Here is a 12,991-nt window from a genome sequence, read left to right as displayed (position 1 = left end):
ACCGTTTCAAGCAGATTGCGGAGGACGTTCCCGGACGCAAGGCGGTTCACGCCAGTGTGACTATTTGACTGCGCGTTCAGCGATCGATTGAAACGTCGAGTCAAGCTCGGCCGCAATATCCATCAGGTTCTGACCACCTTCCCAGGCGTAGGGCGCAAAGACGAAACTGGGGGTTTTATACGACAGGTTCGCCGTCCCGTCTTTGTTCTCGGTAACATAAAACCGGATCGGGGCCTCGATCATCGCGTGGACCGAGGTTCCCAGAACCCGCACGGCGTAATCATTGTTGAAAGCGCCGATCACGCGATTTCCGGGAATCGAAATCCCACGTGCTGCCGCCGCTTTGGTCGGGCCCGCCTGAGTCACGACGATCAGCCCGTTTTCCTTGATCGCGGCTTTGGTTGCGTCAACCAGTTCTGCATACGGTTTCTGGGTTGGGTACACGGCCCAGCCCTCGGGCGCATTCTGAGCCCACAGAGGCAACGCGATCAGGCAGAGCAGGGGAATGAAGGCTTTCATCAACGCGTCTCCGGTATCTTGCTCTGACCTGTGTGCCAGACTTGAGCGTTCTGCGCAGTCACGAATCCGTGTTCGCCGCGCGCTGCTGCACGTCGCGTTTCTTCAGCAAGTAGATATCCATGATCCAGCCATGGTCGGCTCGGGCGCGGGCGCGCGTGTCAAGGATCCGCTGCGCGACCTGATCCAAAGGGCCGCTGATCAGCAGTTCTTCTTTCATGCCCACATAGGCCCCCCACCAGATGTCATACTCTGCCATTCTGAGGAACTGGAAAGAACATTCCCCGTCCAGCATGACGGCGACTTTCGAAGCGGTTTCAGGCCAGCCTTCATCCCGGATACGACGCCCGGTGGTCACGACATAGGGTGCGCCCAGATCATTGATCGGGATCGCATGAGCCGCTGTCAAAGCCTGCAAGGCCGTGATGCCCGGGATCACCCTGGTGTTGGGCTTGGGGTCCAGCCGCGCCGCAATGCGCAGCGAACTGTCATACAAGGACGGGTCGCCCCAAATCAGCAGCGCAATATGCTGCGCCTCCGGGTGGGCATCCATTGCCTCTTGCCAGCGCAGCGCAATGGCGTCGTGCCATTCGTCCACACCGCGCAGATAGCCGTCATCCGCCCGGCGCCTGGGGATGTCAAAATAGGCTATCCTTGGTGGTGTCTCGGTTACCCGATCAATGATGTCCTCACGCAGCCCGGCCAGATCGGCCTTGTTTTCGCCTTTGCAGGGGATCAGAATCAGATCGGCCGACCGGATCGCCTGCGCGCCCTGAAAGGTCACGTGATCCGGGTTGCCGGTGCCGATGCCAATCAGGCTCAGGTCAATCATCTTCGAACTCCGCCAGCGGCCCGTAAAGGATCAGGGCCGGAGCCGTGCCGATCTCGGATTTCAGCTGTTCGGCCAGGGCACCAATGGTGGCGCGCGTCAGCTTCTGATCCGGGGTCGAAACAGATTCAGCCATCAAAGCAGGCGTATCCAAAGGCAGGCCGTGTGAATGCAGCGCTTCTGCCAAAAGCGGGAAAGTACGTTTACCCATGAATACGACAGTGGTGGCCTGAGAATCGGCCAAGGCTGTCAGGTTCAGGTCGTCCGGCAACGCGCCACTGACGTCATGCCCCGTCACGAACTGCACCCGCCGTGCGGTCAGACGACGCGTCAGCGGGATGCCTGCGGCAGCCGCGGCAGCCACCGCAGACGGTACGCCGGGGATGATCTCGAATTCAATGCCCGCATCACGAAGGGCAACAAGTTCTTCTTCAAGCCGCCCGAACATGCCGCCATCGCCGGATTTCAACCGCACGACATGTTGGCCGGTCTGGGCGTAGTCCACAAGCAACCGGCTGACATGGTCCTGTTTGGGCGAGGGGCGACCGGCCCGTTTGCCCACGCCCACAAGATCGGCGTCTTCGCGCGCGTGGCTCAGAATCGGCCCGCTGCTGAGGTCATCGAACAAAATCGCATCGGCCTTTTGCATCCTGTCGACGGCCTTCAAGGTCAGCAACTCCGGATCGCCGGGGCCCGAGCCGATGAAAGAGACAAATCCGCTCATGCAGTTGCCTCCGCAATCAGGTGAAAGAACGTACCTGTGACATTGCCGCGAACGGAGCCGGTCTGAGGTCCCTCTGCGCCTTCGGCATCAAACACACGGGCCAGCGGCGGGTCAGGCTGATCCACGATCGAGGAATAGTGGAACTCATGCCCGCGTAGCGCTGCATTCCGCGCAAAACCCGGCATCGGGGCCAAAAGTTCGGCCTTGCGATAGCCCAGGTTGAATTTGCGTTTTTGGTACGACGTCACCAGCCCCAGCAGGCCAGCCATTTCGTGCCGCACGCCATCCTTGTCGATCAGCGCATGACCCAGCGCCATGTATCCACCGCACTCGCCATGTACAGGCCTTGTTTCCGCGTGCTTGCGCAGACCCGCGAGGAAGGTTTGGGCAGCAGCCAACGTCCCGGCATGCAGTTCAGGATACCCGCCAGGAAGCCAGACCAGATCGGCATCCGCCGCCGGGGCTTCATCAGCCAGCGGCGAGAAGGGCAGGATCTCGGCCCCGGCGGCGCGCCAGCCTTCCAGCAAATGTGGATATGTAAAAGAAAAAGCCGCATCCCGTGCCAATGCAATCCGCTGGGCCGGAGGGCGCGGCAGCGCGTCTGACGATGGCCCAATGGGGCCTGAGGAAGCCGCCCGCTTGATCGCCTCGAGATCCACATGTTCGCGCAGAAATGCGGCATAGCCTACAATGGCGCTTTCCAGATCCGGATGTTCGACTGCCTGAATCAACCCCAGATGCCGCTCGGGTAGGGTCAGATCGCCTCGGCGCGGAAGCACACCCAGAACCGGCAGGCCGGCGCGTTCCATCCCCAGCCGGGTCAGGCGCTCGTGCCGGGGGCTGGCACAGCGGTTTAGAATGACGCCAGCAAAGGGCAGATCGGGGTTGTACATCCTGAACCCTAGCGCGGTGGCCGCCGCAGATTGCGCCTGGCCGCCGACATCCAGCACCAACACAACCGGCCAACCCATCCGTGCAGCGGTCTCGGCGCTGGACCCATGACCCAACTCACCCGGCTTGGCCACGCCATCGAACAGGCCCATCGAACCCTCTGCCACCACGATGTCAGCGCCTTCGGCCTGCGCGGAGATCGCGTTCAACAAAGGATCGCCCATCGCCCAGCTGTCAAGATTGAACGAAGCCCGCCCGGACGCCGCTCGGTGGAAGGCGGGGTCGATATAGTCCGGTCCGCTCTTGAACGGTTGAACGGTCAGGCCATCCTCGGCCAACGCGCGCAACAGGCCCAGCATGACCGTTGTTTTGCCCGTACCCGAAGACGGGGCGGAAATCAGAAGGCCCGGAGGGTTAATCATCACCATGGCTCCAGCTTGACCAGGGGCTCTCGGCGCTTTGCGGGCGATAGCGGCGGTCGTAATCTTTCGAATACAGGCAGCTTTCGTCGAAACCTTCGCCCGCCAATGCCGGACCGACCATGATCAACGCAGTCCGCGAGATGCTGTCATCCAGCACGTCTTTGAGCGTTCCCAGCGTGGCGCGGATGATCCGTTCATCCGGCCAGCTTGCGCGATAGACCACGGCGACCGGACAGTCGGCCCCATAGGCCGGGGTCAGATCGGCAATGACATTGTCCAGATTGCCGATAGACAGATGAATGGCAAGTGTCGCCCCTGTGCGTGCGAAATTCTCCAACGTCTCGCCTTCGGGCATGGAAGATGCACGGCCCGGCGTCCGGGTCAGAACCACGGATTGCGCCAGCCCGGGCAGAGTCAGTTCGGTTCCCAAAGCCGCCGCAGCCGCCGCAAAGGACGGAACGCCTGGGGTCACGCTGACCGGGATGCCCATTTCCTTGAGGCGGCGGATCTGTTCCCCCATCGCCGACCAGACCGACAGGTCGCCCGAATGCAGACGGGCCACATCCTGGCCGGCCTGATGTGCGGCCTCGATCTCGGCCATGATCTGATCCAGATCCATCGGCGCGGTGTTCACGATCCTTGCGCCTTCGGGGCAGTGGCCAAGAATTTCTTCCGGAACCAGGGAACCCGCATAAAGGCAAACGGGGCAGGATGCGATGATGTCGCGCCCGCGCAGCGTCAACAGGTCGGCGGCGCCCGGTCCGGCGCCGATGAAATGAACGGTCATGTCTGTCCTCCGATGGCTATGGCGCAGGTCGCCAGCCGGTCGTCTGAAATCTGTCTGGGTGAAAGCAGCCGCGCGCCCGGGCCAAAGAGCTTTCCGGCGGCGGCCAATGCGGATGCTTCGGCCACGCTTCCGGTGCCATAGGTTGCGCGGCTGCGGTTCGAGCAGGTGAGTGTACGTTGACCGGCCAGATCGGCGGCGGCAACGAAATGCAGGGGAAGCGACAGTTCTTCGGCAAAGGTCGTCAGGACCGAATGACCTTCCTTGTCGGCAACGGTTGCCAGGGCGGCGACATCGTGGTTTGCGGCCGCCGTGTCAAATGCGGCGCGCAAGCTGGCAACCGTGGCAGCGGACGAGAATCCCAAACCGGCAACGATCATAGCGTCACGCTCCACTGCACGACCGGATAGGCGGATTTCCAGCCGCGGCGCGGTCCAAGCGGCGCCGACTGAGCGAGTTCGATCCGCAGAAGCTCTCCGCCCAGTTTCTCATGCCACTGGGCCAATGTGGCCTCGCTTTCCAAAGTCACGGCATTGGCAACCAGGCGGGTTCCGGACGGCAGGTTCTGGTGCAGCCAGTGCAGCAGGTCTGGATCAAGCCCCCCTCCGATGAACACCACGTCGGGCAGTTCCAACCCATCCAGTGCAGCGGGCGCGGTGCCATGGATGACATTCAGCCGATCCTGACCCAATGCATCGGCATTCCGACGAATGCGCTCAGCCCTGTCAGCACGGGGTTCAATGCTGGTCGCGGTCAGGGTCGCATCGCACATCAGCCATTCGATGCTGATCGAACCGGTGCCCCCTCCGATATCCCACAAGTGTTCGCCCCGTTGCGGAGCAAGCGCCGAGAGTGTCAGCGCGCGGATCGGGCGTTTGGTGATCTGTCCGTCCGTCTCGAAGATGTGGTCCGGTTTGCCAGACGCCTTGGAAAGGGCAGGTCCTGCACCGGAAACCTCCAGACCGACGCAGACCGGATGGTCGAACGTACCCAGCAGCGCCTCGGTCAAGGTGACTGTTCGGGTGTTTTCGCGCGGACCGCCGAGCGCCTGCATCACATGCAGGGCCGAGTCGGCAAAGCCCGTCTCGGTCAGATACCGGGCCAGTTCCGCCACCGCCTTTCCGTCACGCAGCAACAGGATCGCGTGCGCTCCCGGCGCCAGATGAGGACGCAAACGGGTCAGCGGCGCGGCGTGCAGGCCGAAGGTCAGTGTGCTTTCCAAAGGCCAGCCGAGCCGGGCAGCGGCCAGCGAGAAGGTGGATTGGCCGGGCAGGGCAGCCCATTCACCGGCATCGAAATTGCGCGCAATGACAGAGCCTGCGCCAAACCAGAACGGATCGCCCGAGGCCAGAACAACGGTCTGCCGGCCACGCAATCCTTTCAGGATCGGCAGCCCATCCGAGAACGGCGCAGGCCATTCGACACGTTCCGCCCCTGTTTCAGGCAGCAACGACAGGTGACGGGGCGGCCCCATGATCACTTCGGCCCGGTCCAGCACTTGACGGCCGGATGGCGACAGGCCATCAAACCCACCTTCGCCCAATCCAAGAACGGTCAGCCACGGAGATTCAGACATGACAACCCTCCTGATCCTTGGCGGCACGACCGAGGCCAATGCGCTGGCCAAAGCTGTTTCGGAACAAGGGATTGCGGCTGTGTATTCCTACGCTGGACGGGTCGAAAACCCGCGTCCGCAGCCCTTGCCGGTAAGGGTTGGCGGTTTCGGCGGTCCGGAAGGTCTGGCCGCCTATATCCATGAGAACGCCATCACCCATGTCGTGGACGCGACCCATCCATTTGCGGCCCGGATGAGCCGGAACGCGATTGAAGCATGCACCGCGACGCGGACGCCATTGGCCGCGTTGACACGCGCGGCGTGGACACCGCAGCCCGGCGACAACTGGTATCGCGTCCCGGACATTGCAGCGGCTGTCGACGCGTTGTCCGGCGAAGCCCGGCGCGTTTTCCTCGCCGTTGGCCGTATGCACCTTGAAGACTTTGCCGCCCAGCCCCAGCACCGCTACCTGCTGCGTCTGGTGGATGAGCCCGACACTTTGCCCTTGCCGAATGCAGAGGTGGTCGTCGCCCGAGGGCCGTTTACCGAAGCCGACGACCGGGCGTTGATGCAGCGCCATGGGACGCAGCTGGTCGTGTCCAAGAACGCCGGCGGCACGGGCGCGCGCGCCAAGCTGGACGCGGCGCGGGCGCTGGGCCTTCCCGTGCTGATGATCGACCGCCCGGTTCTGCCGAAGCGGACCGAGTTTTCGCAGGTCGCACAGGTTCTGGACTGGCTGTCTCATCCCTGAACCTCATCAGGGGTGAAGCGAGGGGTGTAAACGATGGGTGCGCCATCGCGCTCGATGACGCGCGTTCGGGATGACCCCACGATCACCACGGTCTGCATATCCGCCATGTCGGGCGTGGCTTCGGCCAGTGTCGAAATGCGCATCTCTTCATCGGCCCGCGATACGGCGCGGGCGAACAGGATCAGACGTTCGGGCTCACATTCTTCGCGCAGGATTTCCAGCGTCTTTACAAAGCCTTCCGGGCGGGACTTCGAGCGCGGATTGTAAAAGGCCATCGAGAAATCCGCCTGTGCAGCAAGGCGCAGGCGTTTTTCGATCAATGACCATGGTTTGAGGTTGTCGCTGAGGTTGATGGCGCAGAAATCATGCCCCATCGGGGCGCCCGCGCGCGCGGATGCAGCCAACATCGCCGTGATCCCCGGCAGCACATCGATCTGAAGGTCGCGCCATTCCGCAGGGCCGTTTTCCAGTGCTTCGAAGACGGCCGCCGCCATGGCAAACACGCCGGGATCGCCCGAGGATACAACGACCACCCGTTTGCCATCGGCAGCCATTTGCAGTGCATGTTGCGAGCGGTCGATTTCGACTCGGTTGTCACTGGCATGCAGTGTAAGGCCGGGGCGCTCGGCAATACGCGCCACATATGGGATATAGCCCACAACATCGGTGGCTTCGGCCAGCGCGGCTGTTACTTCTGGTGTAACAAGCGCCTCGTCACCCGGCCCCAGACCGGCAATCTTGACCCAGCCGCTCATGGTCGTCGCCCCTGACCGTGCACGACGATGATCGAGAAATACGGGGTGATCTTCTCGCAGGCTTCAGACAGCTTGGTCACCGTCTGGTTCGGCATCTGCGCATATTCCACGATCCACGCCCGGTCATACAGGCCAGCGGTCTTCAGAGCGCGCTTCACCTTGTCGATGTTGCGTCCGATTTTCATCACGACCAACGCATCGGTCAGAGCCATGCGTTCCGCCAGCGTGTCCTCGGGCAGGGTGCCAACCAGCACGGTCAGCACGTCATCACCCCAGGTGATCGGGTCTCCGGTCGCGGTCCATGCTCCGGACATGCCGGTAATGGCGGGTACAACTTCAACCGGCGCGTCTTGGCGCAAACGGCTGTAAAGATGCATGAACGAGCCATAGAAGAAAGGATCGCCCTCGCACAGAACAACCACGTCCTCACCCCGTTCTGACAGGGCTTTGAGATGGGCGGTGCAGTCTTCGTAGAATGCTGCCAGCAATTCGTTGTAGCGCGGGTCCGTCACCGGGATTTCGGTGGTTACGGGATATTCCATCGGAAACTCGATCGCGCCTTCGGGGATCATCCCGTTGACGATCTTGCGCGCCTGACCACTGCGACCGGGTTTGCGGAAATACGCCACATGCTTTGCATTGCGCAGCAGGCGATCAGCCCGGACGCTCATCAAATCCGGATCGCCGGGGCCAAGGCCCACACCGTATATGGTGCCCATCTTCATTCTGCCCGGCTTGCGATGGCGTTGATGGCCGCCACCGTGATGGCGCTGCCGCCCAGACGACCTTTGACGATGCAGGACGGCACCGGTTGCGCCTGCCACAGCGCATCCTTGGATTCCACCGCGCCGACGAAGCCAACCGGGCAGCCGATGATCGCGGCAGGGCGCGGGCAATCCGGGTCTTCCAGCATGTTCAGCAAATGGAACAGTGCGGTGGGCGCATTGCCTATGGCGACCAGCGCGCCCTCCAGATGCGGCCGCCACAGTTCCAGCGCAGCGGCGGAACGGGTGTTGCTCATCTCGGCGGCCAGCGGGCGTACGCGTTCGTCATGCAGGGTACAGATCACCTGGTTGTCGGCGGGCAGGCGGAAACGGGTGACACCTTCGCTGACCATGCGCGCATCACACAGGATCGGTGCGCCATTTTCCAATGCGGTGCGGGCCGTCTGCACGAAGCCGGGCGAGAAATGCACGAACTCTTCCAGTCCGACCATACCCGCGGCGTGGATCATGCGAACGGCAACCTGCTCTTCATCGGCATCAAACCGCGCCAGATCAGCCTCTGACCGGATGGTGGCAAAGCTTTCCTTGTAGATCGCCGCGCCATCGGTTTCGTATGTATAGGGCATCAGGTGAAGTCCATAGTCATGAGTGTTTCCGGGTCGAGCCCGCGTTGGCAGGGCTCATCCCCCGCGCGGCCCTGTTTGACAAGATCAAATCGTCCGTTTGCGCCCACCAATGTGATGTCGGCAGGACCCATGCGTGCGCAGCCCTTACTACAGCCCGAAACATGGAGGCGTCTGGGCACCCGCACAGCCAACGCCCGGGCGATGTCGCGCGTCTCGGCCTGCGCCTGCGGACAGAACGGTGCGCCGGGGCAGGCGTCGGTGGTCATCAACGGATCGGTTCCATCTTCGACAAAGGCCGGGGCAGGTATCGCCGCCCCGCCTTCCAGCAGGATCAGCCGCCACGGGGTGACGCGCAGGGCGCAAGCGCCGCTGTCCTCGATCAGGTCATACAGCTTGCGCGCAGGCAGCGACCCAAAAGCCGCGCCGTACAGGGCACCCAGTTCACAGCGGCCCGGTTGAAGCTTTGCGCCAACAGAACCGGGCGCACATCCCTGCCATTCCTGCGGCAGGGCGTCGATGACACGCGCCATGCGGCGTGTCTCGGGTGTGTAGGTTTCGGCAAACCACATTGCCAGCGCGATCACGTGATCAATGGCGTCGGTCTCGGTCACGCTCCGCCCGGTTTCGCAGCCATCGGCGCGCAGGATCAGGCCGTCTGCACCGGTTTCCAGACGAATATCAGCCGAATCCGACGCCATCAGACGTTCGCGGCCGGTGTCGATTGCAAAGCCGAACTTTGCCGGCAGGTCCGGCAGCTCCGCAAGCCGGTCAATCAGTTCATGGGTCAGTCGAGCGGTCAAATCGCCCGCCTGATAGAGCGGTGTAACCAGAATATTGCGGCGTATTTCGATACCGGGTTCCGCATCCAGCAGGTTCAGCGCGGAAAGCTCTTTGAGCAGAGGCTGATGGTCTTCCTCTTCCACGCCCCGCAATTGCAGATTGGCGCGATTGGTCAAATCGATCGAGCCGTTGCCAAAGCGGTCCGCCAGATCGCACAGTCCCAGTGCCTGATCGGCGTCCAGACGCGCCTGCCGGGGCCTGACCCTGACGACCAGACCGTCACCGGACATCATCGGACGATGGGCACCCGGGCACCAGCCCTGAACAATTGGTGCACTCATCTCAATCCCTCCAGATCAGCCCGGATAGAGTTCCGGCGCGTGTTCCAAAGCCCGGCCTCAAGCAGCGCGCGGAACCGGTCCTGCATGGCCTGGCGTGCCTTGGGGTTGGCCTCTTGCAGGAACGCGTCCACCTCTTCGTTGCCCAGAGTGGCATCGTGGTAGAGGTCAAAAAGATGTGGTGCGACCGTGCCAGACAGATGCGCGAAAGAAGCCATATGATCCAGCGTTGCCGCGATTTCAGCCGCCCCCCGGAAACCATGGCGTTGCATTCCGGCGATCCAGCCGGGGTTGGCGGCACGGGCGTGGACGACTCGGCTGATTTCTTCACGCAAAGTGCGGGCACGCGGGTTTTCGGGGTTGGTGTTGTCCAGATGGTACAGCTGCGCGGTTCCGCCGGCGATCTTCTTGGCGGCGGCAAAACCCGCCTCGTGTGTGGCATAATCGTTGGCCAGAAGAAGATCGGTTTCGGTCAGGTCCTGCAAATGGACAAAGCTGTCCGCATTTGCGACACGTTGGGTGATACCGTCCTTGTCCTGCGAGATGTGTTCGCCTTCCAATGCAAAAGAGCTGGCCTCAAGCCACGCTTCACCGGCCTGCGCACGGGCCTCGTCGGTATACACTTCGGAAAGTTCGGTCATATTGACGCCATAGCTTCCGGGCGCAGGTCCATAGACCCGCGCTTCCGGCGCCTGCCCGGCATAGGGGTTCCAGTCCGTTGCCTCATCGCGCGCGGCCAATGCGCGAACCGCTTGGCCAAACAAGGCGGACAGCGTCGGGAAAACATCCCGGAACAGGCCCGAGACCCGCAGGGTCACGTCCAGGCGCGGGCGGCTCAGGTCGGTGATCGGCAGAACCTCGATGCCGGAAACCCTCTCGGACCCTTTGTCCCACACGGGTTTGACGCCCAGCAGGTGCAGGGCCATGGCGAATTCCTCGCCCGCCGTGCGCATGGTGGCTGACCCCCACAGATCGACAATCAGCCCCTTCGGATAATCGCCTTCTTCCTGAAGATGGCGCCGCACCAGTTCTTCGGCCAGTTTCACACCCTGAGCATAGGCCGCACGGGTCGGAACCGACCGCGGATCGGTGGTGTAAAGGTTCCGCCCGGTGGGCAGAACATCTGATCGGCCACGATAGGGGGACCCCGAAGGCCCGGCATCAATCCGCTTGCCTTCGAGCGCTTTGATCAGCGCGTCGCGTTCGGCGTGGGCCGAAGGGGCCGGATCGAAACCGCCCGTCACTTCGGGCACGCGCCCGAAGATGTGCAGCCCGTCGCCAAACTGGCTTTCCTTGATGTCACAGACAAAGCGGTCGATGCGGGTGATGGCTTCGGCGGTGCAGGTTGCCTGATCGAGGCCAAGATCGCTTTCCAGCCCTATCGCCTGCGCCTCATCACGGATATCTTCCTGCAAGCGGTCGCGGCGTTTGGGGTCAAGCCCGTCGGCGTTGGAAAACTCATCCAGCAGCGATTCAAGCCGCACCATCCGATCGGGCGTACCGCTGTCCTTCATCGGGGGCGGGATGTGACCCAGCGTGACCGCTCCGATCCGGCGCTTGGCCTGCGCGGCTTCGCCCGGGTCGTTCACGATGAACGGGTAGATCACCGGCAGATCGCCGATCAGCGCCTCGGGCCAGCAATCGGCTGACAAGGCGACCGATTTTCCGGGCAACCATTCCAGCGTTCCATGCGCGCCGATATGGATCAGCGCATCCGCACCCAACCCTTTGCGCAGCCACAAATAGAAGGCGACATACCCGTGGCGCGGGGTGCGCGAGAGGTCATGATAGTCGTCATCCCGCAGCTCGGGCGTGCCGCGTTCGGGTTGCAGCGCGACCAGCGCCTTGCCGCGTCGCATTGCGGTGAAATGGAAGGCCCCATCGGCACAGGCCGGATCATCTTGGGGCGCGCCCCATACGGTGTGCAGATCGGTGCGCAGGGTTTCGGGCAAATCCGCAAGCGCATCCAGATAATCCCCGAGCGACCACGAAATCCGGGCGTCCAGAAGAGTGTCGGCAATCGGCGCGCCAATCGCGATGTCATAGCCTTCTTCGTCAAGATCGGACAGCATCGCCTCGGCCGAGGCCAGCGCGTCAAGGCCAACCGCATGGGCCATCTGCCAGTCTTTGCCGGGATAGGTGGACAGGACCAGCGCGGGAATCCGATCTGCCTTGGGTTTGTCGTTCAGTGCAAGCCAGCCCGATACACGGTCGATGATCGCTTCGATCCGGTCCGGTTCGGGCCGATGTGCAAAGCGCGCGTATTCCAGATGCGGATCACGTTTGCCTGGTTCCTTGAAAGACGCGATTCCCGCCGAAATCCGCCCATCCACCTCGGGCAGTACCACATGCATGGCAAGATCGGCGGGGGACAGCCCGCGTTCCGCCTCGGCCCAGGCTTTGCGGCGCGAGGTGGCGAGAGCGACCTGAAACACCGGCACTCCTGCCGCGTCCAGAGGCGATGTTCCCGACGCGCCTTTGCCCGAAAATGAAGTGGCATTGACAATGGCGGATGGGTTCAGCGCAACAACCTGGTCCCGCAACCAGTCGGCGGCTACAGGCGCCTTGAGCGACGGGGCAAACAGGCCCACCGCCTCGAACCCACGGGCGCGCAGGCTGCGGATCAGGGCCGCGATCGGGGCGGTGTCCGCCGAGGTCAGGTAAGCGCGGTAAAAGGTGACGAGGATTCGTTTGGCCTTGCCTTCGAACGCGGTTTCCACCGGAATTACGCCGCGATCCGGACACCACACGCCACATTCGGGCAAGGTCTTGGCGCCCATCACCGGACCGGCATAAAGCCCCGCCGCCAAAGCCATCTGCGCCAGCGCCGCCTGCGCCGCGACCTCGCCGCCGGTATCGCACAGATGCACCAGACGCCGCAGGGTCGAGACCGGCAGGGTGGAATAGTCATCCAGCCGCGTGTCCTCGCGCCCGTCAGCGGGCAGCACCGCCAGCGCGATGCCCTTGGCCTGCGCCAGCGCCAGAACCTGCTGCAACCCATAAGCCCAGTAGGGGACGCCGCCGATCAGACGGATCAAAATGCCCTTGGCGCCCTCCATCGTCTGCTCGACATAGGTATCGACCGACAACGGGTGTTTCAACGCCGTCAAATTCGCCAGCCGCAGGGTCGGCATTCGCCCTTCCGGTCCGCCACCACGATGCCAGCCCGCCGCAAAAGCGCCCAGGTCGCTGTCCGAAAAGGACAGCACCACCAGATCCGCCGGGCTCTGGCCCAGATCGGTTGGGGTCTCGGTTTCCTCGAGCCCGTGGCTTTCGCGGAAGACGACGTGCATGT

General features: G+C 62.9%; 13 protein-coding genes. 1 reads left to right on the top strand and 12 read right to left on the bottom strand.

Annotated features, from left to right (window positions below):
* Positions 1-60: 60 nt before the first annotated feature.
* Genes GS612_RS09810 through cbiE form a run of 7 tightly spaced genes read right to left on the bottom strand, consistent with a single transcriptional unit; the run spans position 61 to position 5,742 of the window.
* Positions 61-519, bottom strand: a complete 459-nt coding sequence (locus GS612_RS09810) for a DUF302 domain-containing protein (protein ID WP_171639811.1) — start codon at positions 517-519, stop codon at positions 61-63.
* Between the two features lie 58 nt (positions 520-577).
* Entirely contained in the window at positions 578-1,348 is a 771-nt protein-coding gene (cobF, locus tag GS612_RS09805; protein WP_171639810.1) for a precorrin-6A synthase (deacetylating), read from the bottom strand.
* On the bottom strand, positions 1,341-2,069 hold the full coding sequence (gene cobA, locus GS612_RS09800; protein WP_171639809.1) for a uroporphyrinogen-III C-methyltransferase: 729 nt from the start codon (positions 2,067-2,069) through the stop codon (positions 1,341-1,343). The genes cobF and cobA overlap by 8 nt, the downstream gene beginning before the upstream one ends.
* A complete protein-coding gene (locus GS612_RS09795; protein WP_171639808.1) occupies positions 2,066-3,388 on the bottom strand; it encodes a cobyrinate a,c-diamide synthase in 1,323 nt (440 codons plus the stop codon). The genes cobA and GS612_RS09795 overlap by 4 nt, the downstream gene beginning before the upstream one ends.
* Entirely contained in the window at positions 3,375-4,169 is a 795-nt protein-coding gene (gene cobM, locus GS612_RS09790; RefSeq protein WP_171639807.1) for a precorrin-4 C(11)-methyltransferase, read from the bottom strand. Before cobM ends, GS612_RS09795 begins: the two co-directional genes overlap by 14 nt.
* A complete protein-coding gene (locus tag GS612_RS09785; RefSeq protein ID WP_171228873.1) occupies positions 4,166-4,546 on the bottom strand; it encodes a cobalamin biosynthesis protein in 381 nt (126 codons plus the stop codon). Before GS612_RS09785 ends, cobM begins: the two co-directional genes overlap by 4 nt.
* Positions 4,543-5,742, bottom strand: a complete 1,200-nt coding sequence (gene cbiE / locus GS612_RS09780; protein WP_171639806.1) for a precorrin-6y C5,15-methyltransferase (decarboxylating) subunit CbiE — start codon at positions 5,740-5,742, stop codon at positions 4,543-4,545. Before cbiE ends, GS612_RS09785 begins: the two co-directional genes overlap by 4 nt.
* Here cbiE and GS612_RS09775 point away from each other — a divergent pair.
* On the top strand, positions 5,741-6,472 hold the full coding sequence (locus GS612_RS09775; RefSeq protein WP_171639805.1) for a cobalt-precorrin-6A reductase: 732 nt from the start codon (positions 5,741-5,743) through the stop codon (positions 6,470-6,472). The genes cbiE and GS612_RS09775 overlap by 2 nt on opposite strands.
* On the opposite strand, the gene cobJ is transcribed toward GS612_RS09775, so the two are convergent.
* The 5 genes from cobJ to cobN are packed head-to-tail and all read right to left on the bottom strand — an operon-like array spanning position 6,463 to position 12,989.
* Positions 6,463-7,227 carry a precorrin-3B C(17)-methyltransferase gene (cobJ, locus tag GS612_RS09770; protein WP_171639804.1) on the bottom strand — a complete coding sequence of 255 codons (765 nt, stop codon included), beginning with the start codon at positions 7,225-7,227 and terminating at the stop codon, positions 6,463-6,465. The genes GS612_RS09775 and cobJ overlap by 10 nt on opposite strands.
* Positions 7,224-7,952: a precorrin-2 C(20)-methyltransferase gene (locus GS612_RS09765; RefSeq protein ID WP_171639802.1), complete on the bottom strand. Its 729-nt coding sequence runs from the start codon at positions 7,950-7,952 to the stop codon at positions 7,224-7,226. The genes cobJ and GS612_RS09765 overlap by 4 nt, the downstream gene beginning before the upstream one ends.
* Positions 7,949-8,578, bottom strand: coding sequence for a precorrin-8X methylmutase (locus GS612_RS09760; RefSeq protein WP_152457460.1), 630 nt, complete (start codon positions 8,576-8,578; stop codon positions 7,949-7,951). Before GS612_RS09760 ends, GS612_RS09765 begins: the two co-directional genes overlap by 4 nt.
* Positions 8,578-9,699 carry a cobalamin biosynthesis protein CobG gene (locus GS612_RS09755; protein WP_171639800.1) on the bottom strand — a complete coding sequence of 374 codons (1,122 nt, stop codon included), beginning with the start codon at positions 9,697-9,699 and terminating at the stop codon, positions 8,578-8,580. The genes GS612_RS09760 and GS612_RS09755 overlap by 1 nt, the downstream gene beginning before the upstream one ends.
* Positions 9,696-12,989, bottom strand: a complete 3,294-nt coding sequence (cobN, locus tag GS612_RS09750) for a cobaltochelatase subunit CobN (protein ID WP_171639798.1) — start codon at positions 12,987-12,989, stop codon at positions 9,696-9,698. The genes GS612_RS09755 and cobN overlap by 4 nt, the downstream gene beginning before the upstream one ends.
* Positions 12,990-12,991: the final 2 nt, after the last annotated feature.

Source organism: Ruegeria sp. HKCCD6157 (genome assembly GCF_013110685.1).
Lineage (GTDB): Bacteria > Pseudomonadota > Alphaproteobacteria > Rhodobacterales > Rhodobacteraceae > Ruegeria.
This window is presented reverse-complemented; position numbering and strand designations above follow the sequence as displayed.